Origin of the sequence: Micrococcus antarcticus (assembly GCF_044872765.1) — a bacterium.
GTDB lineage: Bacteria > Actinomycetota > Actinomycetes > Actinomycetales > Micrococcaceae > Micrococcus.
The window spans coordinates 1,139,170-1,164,286 of the sequence record NZ_CP085253.1 but is presented as its reverse complement, the minus strand read 5'-3'; the positions used below and the strand labels follow the sequence as shown (position 1 = coordinate 1,164,286).

The following is a 25,117-nucleotide window of genomic DNA, read 5'->3' as shown; positions in this document are numbered from 1 at the left end:
CGAGTTGGAACTCTGCGCGAACACCTGGTAGGGTTTCACCTCGTTGCCCCGATAGCTCAGTGGTAGAGCGCCATCTTGGTAAGATGGAGGTCCCGGGATCGATTCCCGGTCGGGGCTCTGACATGAGAGCCCGTTCTCTCGGCATGCGCCGCGAGCGCGGGCGCTCTCATGTCGTGGCGGTGTAGCTCAGCTGGTTAGAGCGCACGACTCATAATCGTGAGGTCGGGGGATCGAGTCCCCCCGCCGCTACGAACACGAAGGACCCGGCCTCCACGGAGGCCGGGTCCTTCTGCGTCGGCACCCCCGCGCGGGGTACACGTTCAGCCGCGTCCGCAGGTAGGAGGAGCCCTCTCTGTACCGCCGCTCTCCTGTCGTCGCGGCGCTCAGGGCGGACCAGGTGGGCGGGATCGTCTCCCCGGCCACGTCCCCGCCGTTCACGTGCCAGGTCGCCTGGACGCGTCGGAAGGACGGGCTGGTGGAGTCCACCGAGGCAGGGGGGGGTTCCGCCGCCCACGATGGTCGCCCCCGCTCCGCGCCAGGCCTCGAACTGGCGCTCGGCCATGAGGTGCATGGAGATGAACTCGGCGCCGCCGGAGTAGCCGATCATCCACTGGCGGGCGGCGGAGATGAACGGGAACCGACCCCTCGGGTGGGCGTTGAGCTGCCGGTGTCAGGCGCCGTTGCGCGGGCGGTTGCTCCACCACGTGTAGCCGTAGCCGGTCTCGTACGGGGCGGGGGTGACCACGGCCACGAGGACGCAGTTGCGACGGTTGGCCTCCGCGGCGATCCCGCGCATCTCGGTGCCGTCAGGCCGCAGCACGCGGGAGCGGTCGGCCGAGAAGTAGTCGCCGTCGAAGAACCACGCCAGGCCCACGGGCTTCTCGAGATCCAGGCCGTCCGCGTAGACGTGGTAGACGGAGGACGCGTCGCCCGCGGTGAAGGGCTGATGGAACCGGGTGGTGGGCGCCTCGGTCAGGGTCCGCAGCTGGGGGCCGTAGGCCCAGCCCCACGTCCCGGCGCAGCGGACCGACTGCCACTCGCCCGACATCACGCCGGTGGTCGCCACGACCGCCCCGCTGGGGATCATCCCGACGGTCGCGGCGGTGGAGCGCGGGCGTTCCCGCAGGGAGGCGGCACTCGTCGCGTACACGCGGCCGGCGGCGTCGCCGGCCGGCACGAGATGGGTCCCGTAGGCCCAGCCGACCGTCCCCTGGTGGCTCACGAGGATCCACTCGCCCTCGCGCGGGCCGACCGCGGTGGCGATCGACCCGGCGGGGATGGTCCCGATGACGGTTCCGTAGGACCAGCAACGGGACTTCAGGGCGATCGGGCTCAGGGTGATCGGGCTCAGGGCGAGCAGCTGGGTGGTGGCGGCGGCCGGGACGGCAGCCGCGAGGCTGGCTCCGGCGGTGACGGTGCCGGCCGCGGCCAGGGTGAAGCCGCGGCGGGAGATCAGGGTGCGGGGGGCGTCGCCTCAGGGCTCGCGGAGATCATGGTGACAGCCGGATGGAACCGAGACGTTCCGAAGGTGCAGGGATCTCCCAGGTTTAACCGTGCCCTCACGAAGTGATCACGAGGAGGTCACGATCCCGTCGCGGACCGGTAGCCTGACGGCATGTCCTCGCGCCCCCGTCAGAGCCCCTCGCGCGGCGGCGCGGCCCGTCCGGCCGCCCGGCCTGCAGGCCGCAGAGAGCCCGCCGGCTTCGTCTCCCCGTGGGAGCACGGCTCCTCCCTGTACCGCCGCATGGTGCTGACCGGCTCCGGCCTCTTCCTCGTGGGGATCGTGCTCTCCGTCGTCGGCTCCGCCACGCACCGGCTCCCGCTCTCCCAGGCCGCCCTCGTCGTGCTGGGCCTGGGCGTCCTGGTCCATCTGGCGGCCCAGATGGTCCGCTTCCGCCAGGCAGCGCGTCGCCAGGGCGGGCGGCCTCGCGGCTGAGGCCCGCACCGTCGCCGCTCCCGGCGCCGACGTCTCCGGCCGTCGGGTCGCCCGCCCCGGCTCTCGGACCGCCGTCGTGTCCGGCCCCGGCGGTAGGCTGGTGCGCAGTCCGGACCCCGTCTGATCAGGAGCCACGCGTGCCCGTGAACCCCAGCGCCGCCGGGCGGAGCTATCCGCCCGCGCCCCCCTTCCAGGTGGGCCGGGAGGCCGTCCGCGCCTTCGCCTCCGCCGTCCAGGCGCAGCACCCCGCCCACCACGACGTCGAGGCCGCCCGAGCCCTCGGCCATGCCGACCTCGTCGCCCCGCCGACGTTCGCCGTCGTGATCGCGCAGCGCGCCGAGGCCGCCGCCGTGAACGACCCGGAGGTGGGCATCGACTTCTCCCGCGTGCTGCACGCCGAGGAGCGCTTCACCCACCACCGCCTGCTCGTGGCCGGGGACGAGGTCACCGCCACGGTGAGGATCGCCTCCGTGAAGTCGCTCGGCGGCAACGACATGGTCACCACCGTCACCGAGATCGCCGACGCCGACGGCGCGCCGGTCTCGACCGTGACCTCCACCCTGCTGATCCGCGGAGAGGAGGCCTGATGAGCGCGCAGCACATCGGCCCGCAGAACGCCCCGCGCCTGTCCGACCTCGCCAAGGGCGACGTCATCGGCTCCCGGACCGTCGCGCTCACGCGCGCCGACCTGGTGGCCTACGCGGGCGCCTCCGGCGACCACAACCCGATCCACTGGTCCGAGTCGTTCGCCACGGGGGTGGGACTGCCCGGTGTGATCGCCCACGGCATGCTCACCATGGGCGCCGCGGTGCAGCTCGTCACCGACTGGGCCGGGGATCCCGGGGCGGTGGTGGACTACCAGACGCGCTTCACGGGCATGGTGCCCGTCGCGGACACCACGGGCCGGGCCGACGACGACGGCGCGCCCCTGGCCGGCGCCCGCCTCGAGGTCACCGGCACGGTGGGCGTCGTGGACGAGGCCGCCGGCACCGTCCGGATCGACCTCACGGTGAACGACCCCGCCCTGGACAAGCCCCGCGTGCTGACCAAGGCCCAGGTGCTCGTGCGCCTGGCCGAGCCCGCAGCCCCGACCTCGGAGGAGACCGCGTGAGCGAGCGCCTGGCCGACCACACCACCACCCGCGTCGGCGGGCCGGCCCGCGCCTGGGTCACCGCGCGCACGGAGCAGGAGGCCGTGGAGGCCATCCGCGTGGCCGACGCCGCGGGGGAGCCCCTGTTCGTGCTCGGCGGGGGCTCCAACACCCTCATGGCGGACGCCGGCTTCCCGGGCACCGTGGTGCAGACGGCGTTCGAGGGCATCGAGGTGCTGGAGGACGCGCACCGCGCGGAGGGTGCGGGCGAGGCGGAGGGCGACGCCGTCGTCGTGCGCATCGCCGCCGGCCAGCCGTGGGACGCCGCCGTGGCGTGGACCGTGGAGCGAGGCCTGGCGGGCGTCGAGGCGCTCTCGGGGATCCCGGGGTCCGCCGGCGCGACGCCGGTGCAGAACGTCGGCGCCTATGGCGCGGACGTGTCCCAGGTGCTGGTCTCCCTGCGCGCGTGGGACCGGCTGGTTCCCGGCGGCGGGGCTGTCGTCGAGCTGACCGCCGAGGAGCTGCGCTTCGGCTACCGCGACTCGATCATCAAGCGCTCGATGCTGGAGTCGGGGGAGCCGAGCCCACGCTGGGTCGTCCTCTCGATCGACCTGCGGCTGCGTCGCGCGGCCGAGGGGGCCGAGCCGACGTCGCCGGTGCGGTACGCGCAGCTCGCGCGGGCGCTCGGCGTGGAGGAGGGCGCGCACGCCGCGCTCCGGACCGTGCGGGAGGAGGTGCTCGCCCTGCGCGCCTCGAAGGGCATGGTGTGGGACGTCGCGGACCAGGACTCGTGGTCCACGGGCTCGTACTTCACCAACCCGATCGTGCCGGCGGCCGTGCGCGCCTCTCTTCCCGAGGGTGCGCCCGCGTTCGCCGCGGGGACGGACGAGCAGGGAGGTGAGCTCGTGAAGCTCTCCGCGGCCTGGCTCATCGACCACGCGGGCTACGGCAAGGGCTTCGGCCTGCCGGACGTGGAGCCCCGCGAGGACGGGCCCGATGGCCGCGGTGAGGACGGGACGGGACTGGCCGGGGGCCGCGCGTCGCTGTCCACGAAGCACACGCTCGCCGTGACGAACCGCGGCGCGGCCAGCACCGAGGACATCCTCACCATCGCGCGCGAGGTCCGCGACGGCGTCCGCGCGCGCTTCGGCGTGGACCTGCACCACGAGCCCATGATCATCGGCACTCGCCTCTGATCCACCCCACCACCACGCGAGACGAGTCGTCACTTCTTGTGGGTATCCGCGGCGGATACCCACAAGAAGTGACGACTCGTTCAGCTTGGGGTCGGGTGCGCTCAGAGGTTGCCGGTGGCGATCATGAGCATGCGGCGCACGGGCTCCGCGGCGCCCCACAGCAGCTGGTCGCCCACGGTGAAGGCGGAGAGGTACTCCGGGCCCATCGCCATCGTGCGCAGGCGGCCCACGGGGATCTGCAGGGTGCCGGTGGCGGCGATCGGCGTGAGCTCGCGCATCGACGCCTCCTTCTCATTCGGCACCACCCGCACCCACTCATTGTCTGCGGCGATGATCGCCTCGACCTCGTCCAGCGGCACGTCCCCGGTCAGCTTGAGCGTCAGCGCCTGGGAGTGCGAGCGCATGGCGCCCACGCGCACGCACAGCGAGTCGAACGGGATCCGCTCCTCGCCGCGCAGGCCGAGCACCTTGTTGGTCTCGTCGAAGGCCTTCTGCTCCTCGCGGGAGACGCCGTTGCCGAGGTCCGCGTCGATCCACGGGATGAGCGAGCCGCCGAGCGGCACGCCAAACTGCGACGCATCCAGCCGGCCGCCGCGCTGCAGCTCGATGACCTTGCGGTCGATCTCCAGGATCGCCGACGCCGGATCGGCCAGCTCGGCCTCGACCGCGCCGGACAGCGCCGCGTACTGCGTGAGCAGCTCGCGCATGTGGCGGGCACCGCCGCCGGAGGCCGCCTGGTAGGTCATGGCCGTGCCCCACTCCACGAGGCCGGCCTTGAACAGCCCGCCGAGGCCCATGAGCATGCAGGACACGGTGCAGTTGCCGCCGATGAAGTCCTTCGTCCCGGCCGCCAGCGCCGCGTCGATCACGGAGCGGTTCACGGGGTCCAGCACGATCACGGAGGAGTCCTCCATGCGCAGCGTGGAGGCGGCGTCGATCCAGACGCCGTCCCATCCGGCGGCGCGCAGCTGCGGGTAGACGGCCTTCGTGTAGTCCCCGCCCTGCGCGGTGAGGATCACGGGCAGCTTCGCCAATGCCTCGACGTCGTACGCGTCCCTGAGCGCGCCCGGCTCACCGGACATCCCCGCGAACACCGGGGCGGCGCCACCCGCGTTGGAGGTGGAGAAGAAGACGGGGTTCACCCGCGCGAAGTCGCCCTCCTCCGCCATGCGCTGCATGAGCACGGAGCCGACCATGCCGCGCCAGCCCACGAGGCCCACGGTGGGCACGGCGGCGGCGTCGGGGGCGGTCATGGGGGAGGGGGCGGCAGAGGTCATGCCCTCCAGGCTACCGGTCCCGCTGCGCGCGCTTCCGGCGGTTCCCCAGCATGAAGCCGCCGATCGCGAACGCCTGCGTCAGCACGAGCAGGAACACGAGGCCGGCGATCGTCTTGCCCTGCAGCATGAGGATGAGGCCGAACACGGCGCACACGAACGCGAGCACGGGCAGGGCGATGAGGGCGAGGAACGTCAGGGCGTCGCCGCTGAGCAGCCCGCCGGGGGCCGGGGTGCCGCGGGACGGCGTCGGGTCGGTGCTCATGCGGGGTCCTCTTCTCTCTCCCAGCGCTCCATGCGGTAGCGCGGTCCCGTGCGCGAGGCGTGCCAGTCGTCCGGGGCCGGGTCGGCCGCGGTCATGCGCCAGCGCGGGTCGAGGGCCGGGGCATGCGCGTCGCCGTCCTCGTCCTCGTCGATCACGGTGATCTCGGCGCGGGTGGCCACGTCGAGGGCCTGCTCGTACATCGTGGCACCGCCGATCACCCAGACGAGGTCGCACCCGTCGGCGTCCGCGGCCGCGTCGAGGCCGGTGCCGAAGTCGGGCACGACGACGGCGCCCGCCGCGCGGACCTCCGCTCCGGCGTCGTCGGCGGCCGTCAACGAGCGCGAGACCACGATGTTGGTGCGGTCCGGGAGCGGGCGGAAGGCCTCGGGGAAGGACTCCCACGTGCGGCGGCCCATGATCACGGGGTGCCCCTGCGTCAGGCGGCGGAAGTGGGCGAGGTCCTCGGGCACATGCCAGGGCATCGTACCGTCGCGGCCGATCACGCGGTCCGGCGTCTGCGCCCAGATCATGGCGATCGTCGGCTCGGCCGAGGTGCCGTGCACGGGGGAGGTCGGGGCGGGGTGGTCCATGGGGGTCGGGGTCACCTCAGACGGCGATGGGGGCGGCGATGGCGGGGTGGTGCCGGTAGTCCAGCACCTCGAGGTCCTCGTACGCGTAGTCGAAGATCGAGTCGGGCCTCCGGACCAGGCGCAGCCGCGGGTACGGGTACGGGGCGCGGGTCAGCTGCTCGCGCACCTGGTCCTCATGGTTGGCATAGATGTGGCAGTCGCCGCCGGTCCACACGAACTCGCCCGGCGTCAAGCCGGTCTGCTGCGCCACCATCACGGTGAGCAGGGCATAGGAGGCGATGTTGAACGGCACGCCGAGGAAGAGGTCCGCCGAACGCTGGTACAGCTGGCAGGAGAGCACGCCGGAGCCGCCGTCCTCACCGGGGGAGACAGAGAACTGGAACAGGGCGTGGCACGGCGGCAGGGCCATCTCGTCCACGTCGGCGGGGTTCCAGGCGGTCACGATGTGCCGGCGCGAGTCCGGGTTCGCCCGGATCTGCTCAACGACCTTCGCGATCTGGTCGATGTGCCCGCCGTCGGGGGTGGGCCACGATCGCCACTGGACGCCGTAGACGGGGCCGAGCTCGCCGTCCGCGTCCGCCCACTCGTCCCAGATGCGCACGCCGCGCTCCTGCAGCCAGCGCACGTTGGAGTCCCCGCGGAGGAACCACAGCAGCTCGAGCGCGACGGACTTGAAGTGCACCCGCTTGGTGGTGATGAGAGGGAAGGACGCGGACAGGTCGAAGCGCATCTGGCGGCCGAAGACGCTGCGCGTCCCGGTGCCGGTGCGGTCCGTCTTGACGGCGCCGTGGGCCATGACGTCGGCCAGCAGGTCCTCGTACGGGGTGGGGATGCTCACCCGGTCCACTCTAGCCAGAGACGACTCCGCCGAGGGCGCCGTCCACCGACCGCCGGACCCGCTCGGCGTCCCAGCCCGCGGCGCGGGCCAGGGCGACCGCGCTCCGCAGCGAGGCCTCGACCTCTGCGTGGTCCGGGGGCGGAGGGGCCTCGGCCACCACGGTGCCGCGCCGACCCTCCTTCTGCACGAGTCCGGCGAGCTCCAGCGCGTCGTACGCGCGGACCACCGTGTTCGGTGCGATGCCGAGGTCGGCGGCCAGCGTCCGGACCGAGGGGAGCCGATCGCGAGGAGCGAGCACCCCGCGGCGCACGAGGTCGGCGATGCGGGCTCGGATCTGCTCGAAGGGCGGCACGGGGGAGTCGAGATCCAGGTCGACGCCGACGGGGTCAGTCACGCGCGCCGCCTCTCGCCGCCGGTCCGTCCGCGCGGGTCCCGTCGGCCGCGCCGCGGAGGATCCGCTGCTCGCGGGCGGGCCGGACGAGCACGAGCAGCACCCCCACGACCGTCGAGCCGACCAGGAGGAGCATCTCGGCCGGGGCGCCGTTCGCGACGGGGGTCAGCCACCCGGCCATCTCGGCCGCCGGGATGCGCCCGGCTTCCCACGCAGAGTAGGCGGCCGCGGCCTCCTGGGCCGCCTGACGGCGCTCATGCGCCTCGAGGGCACCGGCCAGGCCGGCCAGTCCGATCCAGGCGAGCAGGGCCGCCCCGATGCGGCAGGCGTGGTCCACGGCGATGCGCCGTGCCGCCAGGTCCTGTGCCGGGTCCAGTCCGCTCAGCGCCCTCCGACGGTGGCAGATCGCCAGCACGGCGCACAACGCCAGGAGCACGGCCGCCGCGCCGGCCGCGTACCAGGGTGCGACGGCAGACCCGGCGGGCATTCCGGCGAACCGGGCGCTGAACGGCGTGGCCTGTTCGGAGAGGTGCTGCCGGTACTCCGCGCCCTGCACGCCCGGGGTGGCCGCGGCGGCTGCGACACCGGCGAGCGCCAGGATCGCGCCCGGGGCCACCAGCAGGAGGAGGCGGGGCGGGACGAGGGACTGCCATCGGCGGGCGATCAGGGCGGCGCTGCGCCGGGGCCCCGTCGCCGGAGGCCAGGTCACCTGGCCGAGGGCGGGGATCAGGAGGAGCCACAGAGCCGGGAGGAGGATCGCCGCCGCCAGCAGCGGCGCATCGACCGGAGCGGTCTCGAGTGTCTCCCTGCTCCAGTGCCCCGAGGGCGCTCCGCCCCCGGCCCGGACCCAGCCGCCCGCGCCGTCGGTCACCCACAGTGCCGCGAACGGGGTCGGGCCGGCCCAGACGGCCGTGGCCACCAGGGTGAGCACCGCCGTCGCGGTGAGATGGCCGCGCGCGGCCAGCGGCGCTGCGGTCCACCGGGCCCGGCGACCGAACCAGTAGAGGATCGCGAGGACGAGGAGGACGAGAGCACTGGAGGTCCAGACGACCTCGAGGGGGAGGGCGGGCACCGGGCACCTCTTCTGTCCATGGGTGCGCGACCGCCGCGCACGTGCTCACTGTATCAATGGAGTGATACAGGCGGCGTGTCGCGGGTGCCCGGCCCCGGCTCAGCCGCCGTACACCAGGTCCTGGTACTCGGGGTAGCGGCGCAGGTAGTCGTCCACGTAGGTGCACTCGGCGAGGATCTGGTCGCCCTCGGCGCGGATGCGGTCCAGCACCATCGTCACGAGGGCGCGGGCGTAGCCGCGGCGGCTGAAGGCCTCGTCGATGATCGTGTGCTGCAGGCGCACCACGGTGACGTCCTCGCCCTCGTCGGCGGGGCGGGTCTCCTGCGTGTAGCCGAGGAAGCCGATGTACCTGCCGTCGTGGCGCAGCTCGAAGCGCTCGCGGTCGGGATCCCGGGTCACCGCGAGGCGCTCGTGGACGATCTTCTCGGGCTGGTGCGTCGATGCGGTCTCCATGGACCGAGCCTAGGCCTGTGGGGCGCGGGCCTCAATGCCCGCTCAGTCGTCCGGTCCCGTCAGTCGTCCCAGGGGTCGTAGACCTCGACAGCCACGACGGCGCCGTCGCGCTCGACCGCCTGGTGGAGCACGAGGACGGCACCGGGGCGCAGGTACGGGTCCTCGCGCGGGAGGGCACGCAGGATCTCCGACGCGGGGCGGGCCGCCGCATCCCGGATCTCCTGCAGCAGCTCGGGCAGCACGGGGCGGTGCGTGCACAGCACCTGGGGGCGACGGCGGCCCAGCACGTCCCGCATGGCCCGGCGGGTCTTCTTCGGCCTCTCCCGCGCGGTCGCCTCCGTGAAGGCGCTCTTCGTCTTCAGGGGCAGGCCCGACGTCTTCACGAGGGGCGCCACGGTCTCCACGCAGCGCCGCCACGGGGAGGAGACGAGGCGCTCCGGCCGCCACGCCCACACCAGGCCCTGCACGGAGAGCGCCTGCCGTCGGCCGGTGGCGGCGAGGGGCCGCTCCTGCTCGGCCCGGGACCAGGAGGAGCGCGGCTTGGCCTTGGCGTGGCGCAGCACGATCGTGGGCGTGGTGCGCAGCCGTCCCTGTGCGTGGGCGCGCTCGAGCAGCTCGAGCGGCTCCCGGTCCGTCTCGTTGGCCAGCATCTGCGCGGCGCGGGCCGGGCTCACCCAGCGGATCTCGTCCACCTCGTGGCCGTCCGGGGTCGCGGTCAGTCCCGCGGCGTCGGCGGCCCAGTACCAGACCTCCTTGGTCTGGCCGCCGCCGCTGCGGCGCGCGGGCACCTCGTAGCAGGTGACGCACAGCGGGACGCCGGGGCGCAGAGTGAGGCCCACCTCCTCCTGGACCTCGCGCACCGCGCACTCCGGGAGGGTCTCGCCGACGTCGAGCTTGCCCTTGGGCCAGGACCAGTCGTCGTACCGCGGGCGATGGATGACCATCACCTCGAGTCCGTCGGCGGTCAGGCGCCACGGGAGCATGCCGGCCGCCAGCACGTCCGCAGAGGGTCCCGTCACGGCGCGGTCCGGGGTGGACCAGGTCGCGATGCGGTCGGACTGGGGCGAGGCCATGCGGCTCCTGAATCTCTGCGGTGGGGGGGCGCCCGGTGCGGTGCGGTGCGTTCCGGTGGTCGGCGGGCCGCACCAGGATACGGCCCGCATGACCGGCCGAGCCCCGCCCGTCCTCCCGCGTCAGCCGACCCGCTCGGCGCGGTACTGCGCGTCGGCGGCGAGCAGCTGGAAGCCCAGCGACTCGTACAGGGCGACGGCCGCCGCGTTCTCCGCGTCCACGTACAGGTCGACGGCGTCCACCGGGACGGCGGCCAGGTGCTGGAGGCCGGCGAGGGTCACCGCCCGGCCCAGGCCCATCCCCTGCGCGTGGGGGGACACCCCGACGACGTACACCTCGCCCAGCCGCGGCCGTGTGATGCGGTGCCCGCCCTCGTCGGCGACAGAGCCGACGTCGTCATGGGCCGGCTCGACCTTGGTCCAGTGGAAGCCGAGCAGGGCGCCGTCGGCCGCGCGCTCGGCCAGCAGGAAGCCGGACGCGTCGAACCAGTCCTGCTCCATCCGGTCCTGGAGGTCGGCGCGGGTCAGGCCGCCCTGCTCGGGGTGGTCGGCGAAGGCCGCACCGTTGAGCTCGAGCCAGGCCTCCTCGTCCCGGCCGGGCTCGAAGGCGCGCAGGCGGACCCCGTCCGGCAGGCGCGGCGCGGTCAGCGCGGCCATCTCCTCGCCCTCCAGCCGCATCCGGCGCAGCTCGCGCACGGGGGCGAGGCCGTGCCGTCGTGCCAGCTCCGCCGAGCCCGGCAGCATGCCGTGCGCCCAGACGCTCGTGGTCCCCTCGAGCCCGCCGCCCCGGACCGCCGTCGCGGCGGCGTCGGCCAGACGGGTGCCGTTGCCGGCGCGCCGCGCGGCCGGGTCCACCACGAGCTCGAGCACGGATCCGGCGGTCTCGGAGCCTTCGGGGGCGAGCACCGCCGCGCCGATCAGGCCTCCCTCCTCCGCGCGCAGGAGGCCCAACCAGCGCTGCCGGCCCCGGGAGAGCACCCCGCGGGTCTGGTCCGACAGGGGAGGATGCCCGTCGGCGGCGTGGGCGCGGTCGGCCAGCGCGAGGACCTCGCTCACCTGCTGCGGTCTCGTCCCGGAGCCGTCCTGAGCGGCGACGTCGACGGCGGCCGAGGAGGGCGCGATGGGCGGGACGGGGCGGGGAGCGGGGGAGTCGGCCATGTCCTCAGCGTAGGGGGACAGCTGGCAGGATGGACCTCGTGATGCGACTGCCCATGGCCCTGAGCGCGGCCCTCGCCGCCTTGGTGCTGGCCGCGGCCACCCTGCTGGGCCCCGCGCCCGCCGCCGTCGCCGCCGTGGCCGTGGTGCTGGTGATCTCGTGGGGCTGGCCCCGGCAGATGGGCGCCCCCGCGCGCCTCTCCCTGTCCGCGACGATCGCGTCCACCGGCGTGCTCGGCGTCCTGCTCATGCTCCTCTGGCCGGCGCCAAGCACGGGGCACGGAGACGCCTGGGCGCTCCTCGAGCCCCTGGCCGTGCTGCTCGCGTGGGGCACCATGGCGGCCTTCGTGGTCCAGCTCGTCCGCGGCACAGGGCGGCCGCTGCGCCTCGAGTCCACGGTCGCCACGATGGGCGGCGTGGTGATCGCCGTGATGTCGGCCAGCTGGGTCGCGATGGCCCGGTGGTCCGCGGTGCCGGAGGTCCGCGGACTCGTGCTGGCCCTGGCCGTCACGGTCGCGGTCGTCTCGCTCCTGGGCCTGACGCCCTGGATGCAGGGCCGCCCGGGCGTCCTCGCCCTCGTGGTGATCCCGGCGAGCGCCCTCGCCGCGTGGGCCGTCGGGGCGCTCGCGGGCACGGTGCCCCGGGAGCTCGCCGCCCTCACGCTCTCGTCGCTCTCCGCGGCGACGCTCGTGGCGCTCACCGCCTCCACGGCCCCGTCCTCGCGCCCCCGGCCGGAGGACCGCCCCGTGGCCACCACGCTGCGCCCCCGCCGCGCCGGCTACGCCCTCGCGATGGCGCCCGTGGGTGCCGCCGGAGTGATCGGCCACGTCATGGTGGGGCTGCTGGCCTGAGCCGGCCTGCGGCAGTGGCTAGGATGGTCGGCATGGATACGCTCATCGCCCTCGAGATCTTCTTCCTCGGCCTCGTCGTCCTCGCCAGCCTGGCGATGGCCGCCGTCGCCGCCGTCGTCGTCTCGGGCCTCTTCAAGGGCCAGCGCTGACCGAGCGCGGCCCCGCCGCGGGCCGCGCCGTGACGACTCATGGCCACTGAACTCCCCTTCGACCTCACCCCCGAGCTCGCCCCGCTCTCCTGGCTGATCGGCAGCTGGGAGGGCCAGGGCCGCCTGGGCGACGGCGCCGACGGCACGGAGATCTTCTACCAGCGCGTGGACTTCACCGAGCACGGCCAGCCCTTCGTGGAGTACCGCGCGGAGTCCTGGCTGTGCGAGGAGGACGGCACCCTGTTGCGCCCCCTCACCGTGGAGACCGGCTTCTGGCAGGTGGACCGCCCCCGCCGGGACGGCGACGTGGGCCCGGGCATGGTGCCCGCGGACATCGTCCCCGCCTACCGCTCCGCCGAGGACGTCGAGTCCCTGCGCAGCGAGGGCGGCTCGTTCGGCATCACCGCCACCATCACGCACCCCGGCTCCCTCTCCGAGCTCTACTACGGCCGCATCAAGGGCCCGCAGCTGCAGCTCGTCACGGACGCCGTGCTGCGCGGCTCTGCGGCCGGTCCGTATGAGCGCGCCACGCGCATCGCGGGCCTCGTCAACGGCCAGCTGTTCTGGCGTTGGGACGCCGCGGCGACGGCGGAGGGGGAGCTGGAGGTCCACGCCTCCGCGATCCTGGACCGCATGCCCAGCCCCGCTGAGGGCCGCCTCGCCCCCGGCGCGGAGCGCCCCCGCTGCTCCGGTTCGGACCGCCCCGCATGACCATGCCCGGGCGCAGCCCGATCCTGAGCCTCGCCGCCTCCGCGAGCCCCGGCCCAGCGGCCGGCGCCGTGGAGGGGGAGGGCCTGGAGGAGGGCGTCGCCGCCCACTACGGCCGTCCCCTGCCGGAGCAGCGCGCCCTGGCCCGCGGCCGGGCCCTCGTGGACCTCTCCCACCGCGCCGTCCTCTCCCTCACGGGCCCGGACCGTCTCGCGTGGCTGCACACCCTGGGCAGCCAGCACGTCGAGTCCCTCGCCCCGGGCACGAGCACCGAGACGCTCCTGCTCGATCCGCAGGGCCGCATCGAGCACGCCGCGCATCTCCTCGAGGACGGTGCCGCCGCGTGGCTCATCGTGGACCGCTCGCGCTCCGAGGACCTCATCGCGTGGCTGACCGCCATGCGCTTCTCCCACGACGTGCGGATCCGCGACCACTCCGGCGCGGTCGCCGTCGTGGGGTCCATGGCGCCCGTGCCCGGCTGGGAGGACCGCACCGTGTGGCTGGACCCGTGGCCCGCCGTCGCCGAGGGCGGCTGGGCGTACTCGGCGGAGCCGGACCCGGCGTGTCACCCCGGCGCGGACTGGAGCTGGCGCGAGTACCTCGTGACCCGCGCCGACCTCGCGGAGACCGCCGCGCACCTCGGTGAGGGGGAGCTGAAGGGCTGGAGCCTGGCCGGCGTCTCCGCCGCGGAGGCCCTGCGGCTCGCCGCCGGGCGCCCCCGTCCCGCCCTGGACGCGGACACGCGGGCCCTGCCGCACGAGCTCGACCTGCTGCGCACCGCCGTGCACCTGGCCAAGGGCTGCTACCGGGGGCAGGAGACCGTGGCACGGGTCCACAACCTCGGCCGTCCTCCCCGCCGCCTCACGCAGCTGCTGCTGGACGGGTCCTCCCATGCGCTCCCGCCCCACGGCGCGCCCGTGATCGTGCGCCCGTCCCCGGACACCCCCGAGGGCCGGGCGACGGCCCGTCCCGTCGGGTCCGTCACCGGTTCCGCGCTCCACCACGAGGCCGGGCCGATCGCGCTGGCCGTGCTGAAGCGGGCCGTCCCCGTGGACGCGGAGCTGCTCGTCCGCGGTGCGGAGGACGACGTGGCCGCGGAGTGGATCGCCGCCGCGCAGGAGCCGCTCGTCTCGCCCGACGCCGGCCAGGTCGTGGGCCGTCCCCCGGGGCTCGGGCGCCTGGGCTGACCGGGACTCTCGTCCCGTCCGGCGCGGTGGCCCGCCGCCCGTCAGGCCGCCCCTGAGCGGTCAGCGCCCGGCTGTCAGCTCGATCCGCGTGAGGGACCCCGCCCGCGCGAACCCCAGGGCCATGGCGATCGCCTGGCCCGCCCGGTCCTGCGTGCGCACGCGCGCCTCGGGCACGAGGCCGTCCAGGAAGGCCCGCTCGGCCGCGACGGCCGCGGCGTAGGTCCCGAGTCCGCGGACGCGGTGCTCCGGGACCGTGAGGATCCCCATCCGGGCGAGCAGCCCCTGCCACACCGTGTGCCCCGCCCCGGCGAGGGGGTCGCCCAGCGCCTCCCCGTGGCCGTCGTCGGGCACGAGGGTCAGTGGTGCTGGGCCCAGGTCCGCCGCGTGGACGTCGTCGGCGGGGCACAGGGCCGTGAGCCGCGCCGCGTGCTCGGGGGCATCGGAGACCGCCACCGAGGAGGAGGGGCTGATCTCCGGCGCCTCGGCCGCGTAGAGGAGGTCGGCCTCGCCGAGCGAGCGCGGGGCGTGCCGCGCCGTGAGCCGCAGCAGGGTGGACTCGAGGGCCAGCACCTCGTCCGGGAGGTCCCGCGCCGCGCCGAGCACGTCCGCAGGAGCCCGCAGCGCCGTGGCGCCGGCCAGCTGCAGCACGACCACCGCGTCCGCGGGCCCCGCCACCTCGAGACGGGAGCCGTCGGACGGGTCGTCCAGCGATCCCTCCGGCAGGCCGAGCTCGCGGCACCACGCCCAGCGGACGAGGCCGAGGACGTGGTCGTCCAGGCGGGGGAGCTCGCTCACGGGATCAGCGGCCGAAGAGGACGGCGGCCTCGTCGTACCGGGAGCGCGGGACGGACTTGAGACCCTTGAGCGCCGCACTCATGGGGATGGAGATGATCTCCGTCCCGTTCGCCGCCACCATCTGACCCCAGCGCCGCTGCGCCGCGAGGTCCACGGCGCCCATGCCGAAGCGCGTGGAGAGCACGCGGTCCGTGGCCGTCGGGGCGCCGCCGCGCTGGATGTGCCCGAGCACGGTGCTGCGGGTCTCGATGCCGGTCATGCTCTCGATCTCGCGCGTGACCCACTCGCCGATGCCGCCGAGGCGGGGGCGCCCGGAGGCCTCCACACCGGCGTCCGCCAGCGGGTCGTCCTGGCCCTCGGGGATGAAGCCCTCCGCGACGACGACGAGCGGCGAACGGCCCTTCTCGTGCACCTGCGTGACCCATTCGGCCACCTGCTCCATGGGCGTGCGGACCTCGGGGATGAGGATCGCATGGGCGCCGGCGGCCATGCCGGAGTGCAGGGCGATCCACCCGACATGGCGGCCCATGACCTCGGCCACCATGCAGCGGTGGTGGGACTCGCCGGTGGTGCGCAGGCGGTCCATCGCGTCCGTGGCGATCTGCACGGCCGTGTCGAAGCCGAACGTGTAGTCGGTGCCCTGGAGGTCGTTGTCGATGGTCTTCGGGACGCCGATGATCGGCAGGCCGTCCTGGGCGAGGCGGTTGGCGCCGGCCAGGGTGCCCTCGCCGCCGATCGCGATCACGGCGTCCAGGCCCAGCTCGCGCATGCTGCGCAGCATGTTCTCCGGGCCGCCGCCGTCGGCGTCGTACGGGTGCGTGCGGGACGTGCCGATGATGGTGCCGCCCTGCTTCGCGAGGCCGCGGACCCGCGTGCGGGGCAGCTCCTCGACGTCCTTGCGGATGAGGCCGGCCCACCCGTCCCGGATGCCCACCATCTCCATGTCGTAGGTCTTGATGCCGTGCAGGACGGCCGCCCGGATGACGGCGTTGAGGCCGGGGCAGTCGCCTCCGGAGGTGAGCATTCCGACGCGCATGGGGGTCCTCTCGAGGGTGTTCTGCCGGGGTCCCCCTCACCCTAGGCATGCCGGAGGGCGGCCGTCAGGGGACGGCCGCCCGTCGGGCCCCACTCGGAGTGCGGCGCGCCGGTGCGCCCTCGTCGGATGTCAGGCCCCGAGAGCGCGCGCTCGGCGGGGATCGTGGACGCCTGGCTCACGTGAGGGGGGCGAAGAGGAGGTGGGCGGCCATCTGCACGGCGGTGACGCCCACGAGGACCCCGCTCACCGGGGCGAGCGTGCCGGGGCGGCGGCCCCGCAGCAGGCCGACGGTCATCGCGACGACGATGACGGCCAGGGCGGCCGAGGTGGGTGGCACGGGGAGCAGCGTCGCGCTCGGCACCGCGTTCCCCAGGAGCATGGACAGCAGGACCGTCAGGGCGGCTCCCGCCGCCAGGAGGTAGGTGACCGCCTGCGCGCCGCGTCCGAGGACGGGCTTGCCGCCGGGTCCGTGGGACCCGTCCTTCGCCCGCATCGGCCTGCGCCCGGGGGCCCGGAATGCGGGGGCGACGGTGCGCGCCTGCTCCTCGGCCAGTCGGGCGGCCGCGCGGTGCTCGCGGGAGTGCGTCTGCTCTCGCCACGCGCCGGTGTCCGGGTCGATCCAGTCCGCGTGGAAGCCGTGCTCGTCAGCGGAGGCGGGCGCCGCCGAGGTCTCTCGGCGCCGCGCATACCAGGCGGGCTCGCTGTGCACGCGCCCGCGCTCCGGCGTCGCCGTGGGGGTGACGCGCTGCTGCGCGTCGGCGTCCCACCGCGTCACGAGCCACCAGACCAGCACCGCGACGGCGGCGAGGCCGAGCAGCGAGCCCGGCCCGCCGACGGCCGGTGCGAGCAGGGTGAACCCCGCGCCCACGAGGACGTTGAGGGCGCCGATGCCGCCGATCACGGCGATCGCCACGGTCGCGTCGGTCCACTCGCCGCGGCGCAGGCGGCCGTACTGCACCCGCCCCTGCGCGTCCGGGAGCACGGCCCAGGCGGCCGCGTAGGCCAGCAGGCCCAGCCCGGCGGACACGACGCACAGGGCCACGAACGCGCCGCGGGCCAGCAGGGGGTCGATCCCGTAGCGGCGGGCGACGCCGCCGAGGACGCCGGCCACCCAGGAGGAGTCGTCGCGGCGGACGCCCCACGACTCGATCGCGCGGCGCAGCCAGGAGGGGAGTGCGCCGGCGTCGTCCTGGACGTCGGCGGGGGAGGGGGGCCAGGATCCGTGGGCGGTGCTCATGCCTCCATCGTGGTCCGCCGCCGCCCCGGGCACATCCGGGATGTCCCGGATCCGGTCCCGGATGTGCCCCGTGCACGGGACGGGCAGGATGGAGCCATGAGCCCCGCCGTCCCCACCGCGCCGACACCGACGGGTCCCGTGCGTCCGGCCTTGCCCGCGCGCCCTCCGCTGGCCCGGCATGGCGCCGACCGGCCGGTGGCCGGGGTCGCCGCCGGCGTCGCCCGGCACCTGGGCCTCTCCACCGCGGCGGTGCGCTGGGGGTTCGTGCTGCTCACCCTGGCCGGCGGCGCCGGGGCGGCGCTCTACGCCTGGCTCTGGCTGCTCATGCCGGAGGACGCGCCCGGCACCCCCGCGGCAGACGGCGCGGCCGGCCCGGCCCCCACGCTCGCCGCACGCCTGCCCGAGGTGGCCGAGCGCGTCCGGGAGGGCGGCTGGCCGCTGCTGCTCGCCGCGGTCCTGCTCGGCGTCGGCGGGATCGTGGCGGCCGACGGGCTGGGCGTGGACGTGGACTGGGCGCTCGTGGGCCCCGTGGCGGTGCTCGTGATCGGCCTCGGGCTCGCGTGGATGCAGCTGGACCTCGGCCGGGGCGGGCGCGGGGAGCGCGGCGGCCGCCTCGTGCGCCTCGCCCTCGGATCGGGGCTCGTGCTCCTCGCCGTGCTGGCCCTCGCCGTGGGCGCCGTCGGCTCGGGCGAGCTGTGGCTGGGACTGGTGGTCGCCGTCGCCATGCTGGCCGGGGCGGCCCTGGTGGCCATGCCCTACCTGCTGGCGTGGCAGCGCCGCCGGGACGAGGAGCGCACGGCGCTCGCGGTCCACGCCGAGCGCGCCGAGATCGCGGCGCACCTGCACGACTCGGTGCTGCAGTCCCTGGCGCTGATCCAGCGGCGCGCCGAGGACCCGGAGACGGTCGCCCGGGTGGCCCGCGCCCAGGAGCGCGAGCTGCGCCGGTTCCTCTTCCCCGAGGCGGCCCGGCTCGGCGGGACCCTGCGCGAACGGCTCGAGGAGACGGCGGCCGAGGTCGAGGACGCCCACGGCCGCCGCGTGGAGGTGGTCGCGGTCGGCGAGGCCTCCGGGGCCTGGCTCGAGCCGCTCGTGGCCGCCGCCCGGGAGGCCGTCCTCAACGCCGCGCGCCACGCGGGGGACGTCCAGGTCTTCGCCGAGGTGACCGACGACGACGGCGCACCGCGGCTCGCGGAGGTCTTCGTGCGTGACCGCGGGGCGGGCTTCGACCTCGACGAGGTCCCCGCCGACCGGATGGGCGTGCGCGAGTCGATCCTGGGCCGCATGCGCCGGGCAGGAGGGTCGGCCCGTCTCCGCTCCGGGCCGGGCGGCACCGAGGTGCACCTGGCCCTTCCCGAGCCCGCCCACCCGACCGATCCGCGGGAGGAGACCGCATGACCATCCCGCTCACGGCCGTGATCGTGGACGACCACGCGATCTTCCGCGCCGGACTGCGCGCCGACCTGGATCCGGCGCGGGTCGAGATCGTGGGCGAGGCCGGGGACGTCGACGCCGCCGTCCGCGAGGTCCTCGAGCGGGAGCCCGACGTCGTGCTCCTCGACGTGCACCTGCCCGGCGGAGCGGGCGGCGGCGGGGCCGAAGTGGCCGCGCGCGTGCTGGAGCGGCGGCCGGGCACGCGCTTCCTGGCGCTGTCCGTGTCCGATGCCGCGGAGGACGTGGTCGCCGTGATCCGCGCCGGGGCCCGCGGCTACATCACGAAGACCGCCTCGGGGGCCGACGTCACGGAGGCGGCCGCGCGGGTGGCCGGCGGCGACGCCGTGTTCTCGCCGCGCCTCGCCGGATTCGTCCTCGACGCGTTCCGCGGGAGCCCGCCGTCGCCGTCGGCGCCGGCACCGGAGGCCGGGGAGCCGGCCCGGGACGAGGACCTCGACCGCCTCTCCTCCCGCGAGCGGGACGTCATGCGCCTCGTGGCCCGGGGCTACACGTACCGGGAGGCCGGCGCCGAGCTGTTCATCTCGGACCGCACGGTGGAGAGCCACGTGTCCTCCGTGCTGCGCAAGCTCCAGCTCTCCAACCGCCACGAGCTCACGCGCTGGGCCGCGCGCCGCGGATACGCCTGAGCCGGATGCGGGCGAGCCCCGCGCCGGGCGGCGCGGGGCTCGCAGGTCTGCGGCCGGCCGCGACGCACTCGCGGCCGGCGAGGACCGCGATCACTCGGAGAGCAGTGCGCGGATGCGCTCGACTCCCTCGGCCAGGTCGTCGTCGCCCAGCGCGTAGGACAGGCGCAGGTAGCCCGAGGGGCCGAAGGCCTCGCCGGGCACGACGGCGACCTCGGCCTCATCGAGGATGAACGCGGCGAGCTCGGCCGACGTCGTGGGGGTGACGCCTCCGCGGTACGTCTTCCCGAGCGCCTCACGGACGTCCACGTACGCGTAGAAGGCACCCTCCGGCGTGGGGCAGTGGAAGCCGGGCACGGCGTTCATGGCCGCGACCATGGCCGTCCGGCGGCGGTCGAAGGCCGTCGTCATCTCCTCGACGGCGTCCAGCGGCCCCGCGACGGCGGCGAGGGCCGCGCGCTGGGACACGTTGGCCACGTTGGAGGTGGCGTGCGACTGCAGGTTCGTGGCCGCCTTGATGACGTCCACCGGGCCGACCATCCATCCGACGCGCCAGCCGGTCATCGCGTAGGTCTTCGCGACGCCGTTGACGACCACGGCCTGCTCCGCCAGGCCCGGGACGGCCGCGACGATCGAGGTGAAGGGCACGCCGTCGTAGGTGAGGTGCTCATAGATCTCGTCGGTGACGACCCACAGGCCCCGCTCGAGGGCCCACTCGCCGATGGCCTTCGTCTCCTCGGGGGAGTAGACCGCGCCGGTCGGGTTGGAGGGCGAGACGAAGAGGAGCACCTTGGTGCGGTCCGTGACGGCGGCCTCGAGCTGCTCCACGGTGACCTTGTAGCCCGCCTCGGGGCCCGCGAACACGTCCACCGGCACGCCGCCGGCCAGGCGGATGGCCTCCGGGTAGGTGGTCCAGTACGGCGCGGGGACGAGGACCTCGTCCTGCGGGTCCAGCAGGGCGGCGAACGTGTTGTAGACGGCCTGCTTGCCGCCGTTCGTCACGAGCACCTGGGAGGCCTCCACGGCGAGGCCGGAGTCCCGCAGGGTCTTGGCCGCGATCGCCTCGCGCAGCTCGGGCAGGCCGGCGGCGGGGGAGTAGCGGTGGTTCTTCGGGTCCTGCGCGGCGGCGACGGCCGCGTCGACGATGTAGCCCGGTGTGGGGAAGTCGGGCTCGCCCGCGCCGAAGCCGATCACGGGGCGGCCCGCGGCCTTGAGCTCCTTGGCCCGCGCGTCGACGACGAGGGTGGCGGACGGGGCGATGGCGGCGAGGCGGGTGGACACGCGGCGTGCGGGGGAAGCCATGGGGACCTTCTTCGGCGGTTCGAGGGCGGGAGCGACGTGCGGAGGGCACGCCTCCGCACGTCAGCGTAGTGAGTGCGCCGCCCCGGTTCGACTCCCGGCCCGGCATGGCGTATTCTGAACGCTCGGTACCGCGATGACGGTCCTGGGTGAGCGCCCGGGAGTCGGCAGGCGGACACCTAGGGTAGTGGCGCAATTGGTAGCGCAGCGGTCTCCAAAACCGCAGGTTGCAGGTTCGAGTCCTGTCTGCCCTGCTCGGTGCCGGGCTGAAGTGCCCGGCACAGGCGTGCAAGTGCTTCGGCGATCCGATTGAGTGAGGCCACGTGACTGAGTTGTCGGCGAACGGCGGGGGCTCCACCCCGGCGCCGGACAGGCAGCGCCGTGGGCTCTTCGCGCGGATCGCCCTGTTCCTGCGCCAGGTGGTGGACGAGCTCCGCAAGGTGGTCACCCCCACGAGCGAGGAGCTGCTGCGCATGACCGCAGTGGTGCTCGCCTTCGTGGCGATCATGATCCTCCTGGTGATGGGCCTGGACTGGCTGTTCGGCACCCTGGCGGGTCTGACGTTCGGCACGGGCGGCCGCTGAGCGGACCGCGAGCCGGGCCCCGCGGCGCAGGAGGCGTCCACACGCCCGCACGCCAAGGCCCCCCGTCAGTGGAGGGTCGTCCGACCCCCGTCAGCAGAAAGCAGGAAGCCGTGTCCGAGCAGGAAATGGATCGTCAGTCCCCCGAGGACTCCGTCTCCGTCGAGGAGACCGCCGCCGCAGAGGGCGTCGTCGAGCCCGAGACGGACGAGGCCGTGCCGGGCGAGGCCGCCGACGGCGACGAGGCCACCGTGCAGGAGGCCGACCTGGCCGCCGATTCCGCCGCCGACGTCGACGTCGAGGCCGCCCCCACGGAGGACGCCGACGCCCAGGCCGCGGAGACCGCTCCCGCTGAGGACGCCGCCCCTGCCGAGGAGGAGCCCGTCGTCGACCCCGCCGAGGAGCTGCGCACCCGCCTGCGCCGCCAGCCCGGCGACTGGTACGTGGTGCACACCTACGCCGGCTACGAGAAGCGCGTGAAGACCAACCTCGAGACGCGCATCCAGACCCAGGACATGGAGGACGCGATCTACGAGATCGAGGTCCCCATGGAGGAGGTCGTGGAGATCAAGAACACCACGCGCAAGATCGTCTCGCGCGTGCGCATCCCGGGCTACGTCCTCGTCCGCATGGACCTCGACGACGCCTCATGGGGCGTCGTGCGCCACACCCCCGGCGTCACCGGGTTCGTGGGCAACGACGCGCACGCCCCGCAGCCGCTGACCCTCACCGAGGTCTACGACATGCTGGCCCCGTCCGTGATCCAGGAGGCCACGCGCGCCGCGGAGAAGGCCGGCCTGGCCGTCCCGGCGTCCGACCTCCCCTCCACCGCCCCCGCCGTCCACGTGGACTTCGAGGTGGGCGAGTCCGTGACCGTCGATGACGGCCCGTTCGAGACCCTCCCGGCGACGATCTCCGAGATCAAGCCGGAGTCCCAGCAGCTGGTGGTCCTCGTCTCGATCTTCGAGCGCGAGACCCCCGTGACCCTGTCCTTCAGCCAGGTGACCAAGGTCATCTGAGGACACCCCCGCTTCCGCCCCGAGCCGGCCGCCTGCCGGCCCGGGGGCGGCACCGGCCGCCGCGCCACGGCGGCCACACTCCCACGGTGCGCTCCTGCGCCGTGGGTCCCCGAAGTGAGAGAAGGATCCACTCATGGCTCCCAAGAAGAAGGTCTCCGGTCTGATCAAGCTTCAGATCCAGGCCGGCGCCGCCAACCCGGCTCCGCCCATCGGCCCCGCCCTGGGCCAGCACGGCGTGAACATCATGGAGTTCTGCAAGGCCTACAACGCCGCCACCGAGTCGCAGCGCGGCAACGTGGTGCCGGTGGAGATCACCGTGTACGAGGACCGCTCGTTCACGTTCATCACCAAGACCCCGCCGGCCGCCGAGCTCATCAAGAAGGCCGCGGGCGTCCAGAAGGGCTCCTCCACCCCGCACACGGACAAGGTCGGCAAGCTGACCCAGGCCCAGTGCGAGGAGATCGCCACCACCAAGATGGAGGACCTGAACGCCAACGACGTGAAGGCCGCCGCCAAGATCATCGCGGGCACCGCCCGTTCGATGGGCATCACCGTCGAGGGCTGACGCCCTCCCCCCTCATCACCCCCTCAGTGGCAGGGCCGAGCGCGGCCCGACAGACCACGACTGCACAAGGAGAAGCACGCAGATGGCACAGCGCAGCAAGGCATACAAGGCGGCCAAGGCCGCGATCGGCGAGGAGATCTACGCTCCCGCCAAGGCGATCGCCCTCGCCAAGGAGACCAACCCCTCCACGTCCGACGCCACGGTGGAGGTCGCCCTCCGCCTGTCCGTCGACCCCCGCAAGGCCGACCAGATGGTCCGCGGCTCCGTGAGCCTGCCCCACGGCACCGGCAAGACCGCCCGCGTCGTCGTGTTCGCCACCGGTGAGCGCGCCGAGGCCGCCCGCGCCGCCGGCGCCGACGTCGTCGGCGACGACGACCTGATCGCCAAGATCTCCGAGGGCTGGGTGGACTTCGACGCCGCCGTGGCCTCCCCGGAGCTCATGGGCAAGGTCGGCCGCCTCGGCAAGGTCCTCGGCCCCCGCAACCTGATGCCGAACCCCAAGACCGGCACCGTGACCCCGGACGTGGCCAAGGCCGTGTCCGACATCAAGGGCGGCAAGATCGACTTCCGCGTCGACAAGCACGCCAACCTCCACTTCATCATCGGCCGCACCTCCTTCGAGGAGAAGGCCCTCGTGGAGAACTACGCCGCCGCCCTGGAGGAGATCCTCCGCCTGAAGCCGTCCTCCTCGAAGGGCCGCTACATCTCCAAGGCGACCGTGGCCACCACCTTCGGCCCCGGCGTCCAGATGGACCCGAACGTGACCACGGTCGAGTTCGAGCAGGCCTGATCCCGGGGGCGGGCCCGCGGGTCCGCACACGACGACGGCCGGTTGCCCTCACGGGCGGCCGGCCGTCGTCGTCCCCCAGGGCCGCCGACTTGTGGCCGGGGGAGGGGCCGTGTAGTCTTGACGGACCGAAGACCGCCGGTCGTGATGTCGGCATGCCGCCATCACCGAAGGACCTCCGCAACGGAGGCGGCCCGCGCAGGTGCAGCAGAGCTCCGTCCCAGGACGACGGCCGTCAGGCCCGACCCGTCCCGTGTCGCCACGCCCCGTGCACCCGCACGGGGCGTTTCTCGTTGTCCGGGGCTCAGGCGGTCCCCACGATCATCGAGAGGAGTGCCATGGCGACGTCCGCGAAGGAGTCGGCGGTGGCGGAGCTCACGGACCTGTTCCGTGAGTCCAACGCCGCTGTTCTGACGGAATACCGTGGCCTGACGGTGTCCGAGCTCAAGCAGCTCCGTGACTCCATCCGTCAGGATGCGACCTACGCCGTGGCGAAGAACACGCTGGCCGAGATCGCGGCCAAGGAAGCCGGCATGGAGGGCCTCGAGGCCCACCTCGCCGGTCCCACCGCGATCGCGTTCGTGACCGGAGACCCGGTCAACGTCGCGAAGGCCCTGCGTGACTTTGCCAAGGATCACGAGAAGCTCGTCCTCAAGGGCGGCTTCATGGATGGCCAGCCCCTGGACGAGGCCGGCATCAAGCAGCTCGCGGACCTCGAGTCCCGCGAGGTGCTGCTGGCGAAGTTCGCCGGCGCGATGAAGGGCAGCATGTCCAAGGCTGCCGCCCTGTTCCAGGCTCCGCTCTCCAAGACCGCCCGCACGGTCGAGGCGCTGCGAGCCCAGCAGGACCAGGCTGCCTGAGCAGTCCACCCCGGGCTGCACGGCCCACCACTTCACACGTAGTCAAGACGTACACGTAAAGGAGCCATCATGGCCAAGCTGACCACCGAAGAGCTGCTCGCCGCGTTCGAGGAGCTGACCCTCATCGAGCTGTCCGAGTTCATCAAGGCGTTCGAGGAGAAGTTCGACGTCACCGCCGCCGCCCCCGTGGCGATGGCCGCCGCCGGCGCCGGTGCCCCCGCCGCCGAGGCCGCCGAGGAGAAGGACGAGTTCGACGTCGTCCTCGAGGCCGCCGGCGACAAGAAGATCGGCGTCATCAAGGAGGTGCGCGCCCTCACCTCCCTCGGCCTGAAGGAGGCCAAGGACCTCGTCGACGGCGCCCCCAAGCCGGTCCTCGAGGGCGTCAACAAGGAGACCGCCGAGAAGGCCAAGGAGCAGCTCGAGGGCGCCGGCGCCACCGTCACCCTCAAGTGATGATCGCGGCCTGAGCCGCATCTCACGGCTTCACCCCGAGACCCCCGTCGCGCATCGCGCGACGGGGGTCTCGTGCGTGGGTGGACAGGACTGGACCCCGGGGTTACGATGGATCTTTGCATCTCCCCTGTTCCGTGCTGCCTGGAGGACGGCCTGACCGCCGACGGCCCGCACGGTGACGTGTG

29 protein-coding genes and 3 tRNA genes are annotated in these 25,117 nt (G+C 74.1%); 18 read left to right on the top strand and 14 right to left on the bottom strand.

From position 1 onward, the window contains the following. The first annotated feature begins 45 nt into the window (after positions 1-45). Positions 46-117, top strand: a tRNA-Thr gene (locus LG274_RS05430). Between the two features lie 58 nt (positions 118-175). Then, positions 176-249, top strand: a tRNA-Met gene (locus tag LG274_RS05425). Between the two features lie 421 nt (positions 250-670). Here LG274_RS05425 and LG274_RS05420 read toward each other — a convergent pair. Next, entirely contained in the window at positions 671-1,222 is a 552-nt protein-coding gene (locus tag LG274_RS05420) for a hypothetical protein (RefSeq protein ID WP_404465845.1), read from the bottom strand. A 393-nt stretch (positions 1,223-1,615) separates the two neighbouring features. Here LG274_RS05420 and LG274_RS05415 point away from each other — a divergent pair, with 393 nt between their 5' ends. From LG274_RS05415 to LG274_RS05400, 4 genes are all read left to right on the top strand, one after another. After that, the gene (locus LG274_RS05415) at positions 1,616-1,936 is read left to right on the top strand and encodes a hypothetical protein (protein WP_248116090.1); all 321 of its coding nucleotides are present in this window, start codon (positions 1,616-1,618) and stop codon (positions 1,934-1,936) included. A gap of 137 nt (positions 1,937-2,073) precedes the next feature. After that, the gene (locus LG274_RS05410) at positions 2,074-2,523 is read left to right on the top strand and encodes a MaoC family dehydratase N-terminal domain-containing protein (RefSeq protein WP_298987102.1); all 450 of its coding nucleotides are present in this window, start codon (positions 2,074-2,076) and stop codon (positions 2,521-2,523) included. Continuing rightward, a complete protein-coding gene (locus LG274_RS05405; RefSeq protein WP_248116086.1) occupies positions 2,523-3,047 on the top strand; it encodes a MaoC/PaaZ C-terminal domain-containing protein in 525 nt (174 codons plus the stop codon). Before LG274_RS05410 ends, LG274_RS05405 begins: the two co-directional genes overlap by 1 nt. After that, on the top strand, positions 3,044-4,222 hold the full coding sequence (locus tag LG274_RS05400; RefSeq protein WP_404465842.1) for a UDP-N-acetylmuramate dehydrogenase: 1,179 nt from the start codon (positions 3,044-3,046) through the stop codon (positions 4,220-4,222). The genes LG274_RS05405 and LG274_RS05400 overlap by 4 nt, the downstream gene beginning before the upstream one ends. A 101-nt stretch (positions 4,223-4,323) precedes the next feature. Here the strand turns inward: LG274_RS05400 and asd are convergent, their stop codons facing one another. The 9 genes from asd to mshD form a co-directional block, all read right to left on the bottom strand. Further along, on the bottom strand, positions 4,324-5,475 hold the full coding sequence (gene asd, locus LG274_RS05395) for an aspartate-semialdehyde dehydrogenase (RefSeq protein WP_298711877.1): 1,152 nt from the start codon (positions 5,473-5,475) through the stop codon (positions 4,324-4,326). 34 nt (positions 5,476-5,509) lie between these two features. Beyond that, the gene (locus tag LG274_RS05390; protein WP_298711779.1) at positions 5,510-5,761 is read right to left on the bottom strand and encodes an NF038396 family protein; all 252 of its coding nucleotides are present in this window, start codon (positions 5,759-5,761) and stop codon (positions 5,510-5,512) included. Continuing rightward, entirely contained in the window at positions 5,758-6,351 is a 594-nt protein-coding gene (locus tag LG274_RS05385) for a dihydrofolate reductase (protein WP_298987109.1), read from the bottom strand. Before LG274_RS05385 ends, LG274_RS05390 begins: the two co-directional genes overlap by 4 nt. A gap of 16 nt (positions 6,352-6,367) precedes the next feature. Next, the gene (locus tag LG274_RS05380) at positions 6,368-7,198 is read right to left on the bottom strand and encodes a thymidylate synthase (RefSeq protein ID WP_298711772.1); all 831 of its coding nucleotides are present in this window, start codon (positions 7,196-7,198) and stop codon (positions 6,368-6,370) included. A 1-nt stretch (position 7,199) separates the two neighbouring features. Beyond that, positions 7,200-7,583, bottom strand: coding sequence for a GntR family transcriptional regulator (locus LG274_RS05375; RefSeq protein WP_248116076.1), 384 nt, complete (start codon positions 7,581-7,583; stop codon positions 7,200-7,202). Next, on the bottom strand, positions 7,576-8,652 hold the full coding sequence (locus tag LG274_RS05370) for a hypothetical protein (protein ID WP_298987115.1): 1,077 nt from the start codon (positions 8,650-8,652) through the stop codon (positions 7,576-7,578). Before LG274_RS05370 ends, LG274_RS05375 begins: the two co-directional genes overlap by 8 nt. A 99-nt stretch (positions 8,653-8,751) precedes the next feature. After that, positions 8,752-9,105: a GNAT family N-acetyltransferase gene (locus tag LG274_RS05365; protein WP_248116072.1), complete on the bottom strand. Its 354-nt coding sequence runs from the start codon at positions 9,103-9,105 to the stop codon at positions 8,752-8,754. 59 nt (positions 9,106-9,164) lie between these two features. After that, entirely contained in the window at positions 9,165-10,178 is a 1,014-nt protein-coding gene (locus LG274_RS05360) for an NUDIX domain-containing protein (RefSeq protein WP_298711763.1), read from the bottom strand. A 120-nt stretch (positions 10,179-10,298) separates the two neighbouring features. Then, the gene (gene mshD, locus LG274_RS05355) at positions 10,299-11,333 is read right to left on the bottom strand and encodes a mycothiol synthase (protein WP_404465838.1); all 1,035 of its coding nucleotides are present in this window, start codon (positions 11,331-11,333) and stop codon (positions 10,299-10,301) included. Between the two features lie 41 nt (positions 11,334-11,374). Here mshD and LG274_RS05350 point away from each other — a divergent pair, with 41 nt between their 5' ends. The 3 genes from LG274_RS05350 to LG274_RS05340 all read left to right on the top strand — a co-directional run bounded on the left by LG274_RS05350 (position 11,375) and on the right by LG274_RS05340 (position 14,225). Next, positions 11,375-12,181: a hypothetical protein gene (locus tag LG274_RS05350; RefSeq protein WP_298711874.1), complete on the top strand. Its 807-nt coding sequence runs from the start codon at positions 11,375-11,377 to the stop codon at positions 12,179-12,181. Positions 12,182-12,369: 188 nt separating this feature from the next. Further along, positions 12,370-13,041 (top strand): FABP family protein, encoded by a 672-nt coding sequence (locus tag LG274_RS05345; RefSeq protein WP_248116066.1) that lies wholly within the window; start codon positions 12,370-12,372, stop codon positions 13,039-13,041. Between the two features lie 2 nt (positions 13,042-13,043). Then, positions 13,044-14,225, top strand: coding sequence for a YgfZ/GcvT domain-containing protein (locus tag LG274_RS05340; RefSeq protein WP_404466011.1), 1,182 nt, complete (start codon positions 13,044-13,046; stop codon positions 14,223-14,225). A 60-nt stretch (positions 14,226-14,285) separates the two neighbouring features. Here LG274_RS05340 and LG274_RS05335 read toward each other — a convergent pair whose 3' ends face one another. The 3 genes from LG274_RS05335 to LG274_RS05325 form a co-directional block, all read right to left on the bottom strand. After that, on the bottom strand, positions 14,286-15,020 hold the full coding sequence (locus LG274_RS05335) for a hypothetical protein (protein ID WP_404465836.1): 735 nt from the start codon (positions 15,018-15,020) through the stop codon (positions 14,286-14,288). Between the two features lie 4 nt (positions 15,021-15,024). Beyond that, a complete protein-coding gene (locus LG274_RS05330) occupies positions 15,025-16,056 on the bottom strand; it encodes a 6-phosphofructokinase (protein ID WP_404465834.1) in 1,032 nt (343 codons plus the stop codon). Positions 16,057-16,231: 175 nt separating this feature from the next. After that, positions 16,232-17,293, bottom strand: coding sequence for a PspC domain-containing protein (locus LG274_RS05325; RefSeq protein ID WP_404465832.1), 1,062 nt, complete (start codon positions 17,291-17,293; stop codon positions 16,232-16,234). Between the two features lie 96 nt (positions 17,294-17,389). Here LG274_RS05325 and LG274_RS05320 point away from each other — a divergent pair, with 96 nt between their 5' ends. Then, positions 17,390-18,688, top strand: a complete 1,299-nt coding sequence (locus LG274_RS05320; RefSeq protein WP_404465830.1) for a PspC domain-containing protein — start codon at positions 17,390-17,392, stop codon at positions 18,686-18,688. Further along, entirely contained in the window at positions 18,685-19,371 is a 687-nt protein-coding gene (locus LG274_RS05315) for a response regulator transcription factor (RefSeq protein ID WP_248116056.1), read from the top strand. The genes LG274_RS05320 and LG274_RS05315 overlap by 4 nt, the downstream gene beginning before the upstream one ends. A 90-nt stretch (positions 19,372-19,461) precedes the next feature. On the opposite strand, the gene LG274_RS05310 is transcribed toward LG274_RS05315, so the two are convergent. Beyond that, a complete protein-coding gene (locus tag LG274_RS05310; RefSeq protein ID WP_298711742.1) occupies positions 19,462-20,670 on the bottom strand; it encodes a pyridoxal phosphate-dependent aminotransferase in 1,209 nt (402 codons plus the stop codon). Positions 20,671-20,848: 178 nt separating this feature from the next. Between LG274_RS05310 and LG274_RS05305 the strand changes: the two genes are divergently transcribed. The 7 genes from LG274_RS05305 to rplL all read left to right on the top strand — a co-directional run bounded on the left by LG274_RS05305 (position 20,849) and on the right by rplL (position 24,932). After that, a tRNA-Trp gene (locus LG274_RS05305) sits at positions 20,849-20,921 on the top strand. Between the two features lie 78 nt (positions 20,922-20,999). Further along, complete coding sequence (gene secE / locus LG274_RS05300; RefSeq protein WP_298711869.1) at positions 21,000-21,251, top strand: preprotein translocase subunit SecE; 252 nt, start codon at positions 21,000-21,002, stop codon at positions 21,249-21,251. A 110-nt stretch (positions 21,252-21,361) separates the two neighbouring features. Next, positions 21,362-22,267 carry a transcription termination/antitermination protein NusG gene (gene nusG, locus LG274_RS05295; protein WP_404465827.1) on the top strand — a complete coding sequence of 302 codons (906 nt, stop codon included), beginning with the start codon at positions 21,362-21,364 and terminating at the stop codon, positions 22,265-22,267. Between the two features lie 133 nt (positions 22,268-22,400). Beyond that, positions 22,401-22,832: a 50S ribosomal protein L11 gene (gene rplK / locus LG274_RS05290; RefSeq protein ID WP_248116049.1), complete on the top strand. Its 432-nt coding sequence runs from the start codon at positions 22,401-22,403 to the stop codon at positions 22,830-22,832. An 82-nt stretch (positions 22,833-22,914) separates the two neighbouring features. Further along, the gene (rplA, locus tag LG274_RS05285) at positions 22,915-23,622 is read left to right on the top strand and encodes a 50S ribosomal protein L1 (RefSeq protein WP_298711736.1); all 708 of its coding nucleotides are present in this window, start codon (positions 22,915-22,917) and stop codon (positions 23,620-23,622) included. A 335-nt stretch (positions 23,623-23,957) separates the two neighbouring features. Continuing rightward, the gene (rplJ, locus tag LG274_RS05280; RefSeq protein WP_298987145.1) at positions 23,958-24,479 is read left to right on the top strand and encodes a 50S ribosomal protein L10; all 522 of its coding nucleotides are present in this window, start codon (positions 23,958-23,960) and stop codon (positions 24,477-24,479) included. Positions 24,480-24,548: 69 nt separating this feature from the next. Continuing rightward, positions 24,549-24,932, top strand: coding sequence for a 50S ribosomal protein L7/L12 (gene rplL / locus LG274_RS05275; protein ID WP_298711730.1), 384 nt, complete (start codon positions 24,549-24,551; stop codon positions 24,930-24,932). Positions 24,933-25,117 lie beyond the last annotated feature (185 nt).

Excerpts from the sequence above, each read along its gene's own strand:
- LG274_RS05405 (WP_248116086.1), top strand. The coding sequence starts at position 2,523 with ATGAGCGCGCAGCACATCGGCCCGCAGAACGCCCCGCGCCTGTCCGAC.
- mshD (WP_404465838.1), bottom strand. The coding sequence starts at position 11,333 with ATGGCCGACTCCCCCGCTCCCCGCCCCGTCCCGCCCATCGCGCCCTCC.
- LG274_RS05345 (WP_248116066.1), top strand. The coding sequence starts at position 12,370 with ATGGCCACTGAACTCCCCTTCGACCTCACCCCCGAGCTCGCCCCGCTC.
- asd (WP_298711877.1), bottom strand. The coding sequence starts at position 5,475 with ATGACCGCCCCCGACGCCGCCGCCGTGCCCACCGTGGGCCTCGTGGGC.
- LG274_RS05365 (WP_248116072.1), bottom strand. The coding sequence starts at position 9,105 with ATGGAGACCGCATCGACGCACCAGCCCGAGAAGATCGTCCACGAGCGC.
- LG274_RS05415 (WP_248116090.1), top strand. The coding sequence starts at position 1,616 with ATGTCCTCGCGCCCCCGTCAGAGCCCCTCGCGCGGCGGCGCGGCCCGT.
- LG274_RS05310 (WP_298711742.1), bottom strand. The coding sequence starts at position 20,670 with ATGGCTTCCCCCGCACGCCGCGTGTCCACCCGCCTCGCCGCCATCGCC.
- LG274_RS05330 (WP_404465834.1), bottom strand. The coding sequence starts at position 16,056 with ATGCGCGTCGGAATGCTCACCTCCGGAGGCGACTGCCCCGGCCTCAAC.
- LG274_RS05320 (WP_404465830.1), top strand. The coding sequence starts at position 17,390 with ATGAGCCCCGCCGTCCCCACCGCGCCGACACCGACGGGTCCCGTGCGT.
- rplA (WP_298711736.1), top strand. The coding sequence starts at position 22,915 with ATGGCACAGCGCAGCAAGGCATACAAGGCGGCCAAGGCCGCGATCGGC.
- LG274_RS05315 (WP_248116056.1), top strand. The coding sequence starts at position 18,685 with ATGACCATCCCGCTCACGGCCGTGATCGTGGACGACCACGCGATCTTC.
- LG274_RS05390 (WP_298711779.1), bottom strand. The coding sequence starts at position 5,761 with ATGAGCACCGACCCGACGCCGTCCCGCGGCACCCCGGCCCCCGGCGGG.
- rplK (WP_248116049.1), top strand. The coding sequence starts at position 22,401 with ATGGCTCCCAAGAAGAAGGTCTCCGGTCTGATCAAGCTTCAGATCCAG.
- rplJ (WP_298987145.1), top strand. The coding sequence starts at position 23,958 with ATGGCGACGTCCGCGAAGGAGTCGGCGGTGGCGGAGCTCACGGACCTG.
- rplL (WP_298711730.1), top strand. The coding sequence starts at position 24,549 with ATGGCCAAGCTGACCACCGAAGAGCTGCTCGCCGCGTTCGAGGAGCTG.
- LG274_RS05360 (WP_298711763.1), bottom strand. The coding sequence starts at position 10,178 with ATGGCCTCGCCCCAGTCCGACCGCATCGCGACCTGGTCCACCCCGGAC.
- LG274_RS05325 (WP_404465832.1), bottom strand. The coding sequence starts at position 17,293 with ATGAGCACCGCCCACGGATCCTGGCCCCCCTCCCCCGCCGACGTCCAG.
- LG274_RS05385 (WP_298987109.1), bottom strand. The coding sequence starts at position 6,351 with ATGGACCACCCCGCCCCGACCTCCCCCGTGCACGGCACCTCGGCCGAG.
- LG274_RS05350 (WP_298711874.1), top strand. The coding sequence starts at position 11,375 with ATGCGACTGCCCATGGCCCTGAGCGCGGCCCTCGCCGCCTTGGTGCTG.
- LG274_RS05340 (WP_404466011.1), top strand. The coding sequence starts at position 13,044 with ATGCCCGGGCGCAGCCCGATCCTGAGCCTCGCCGCCTCCGCGAGCCCC.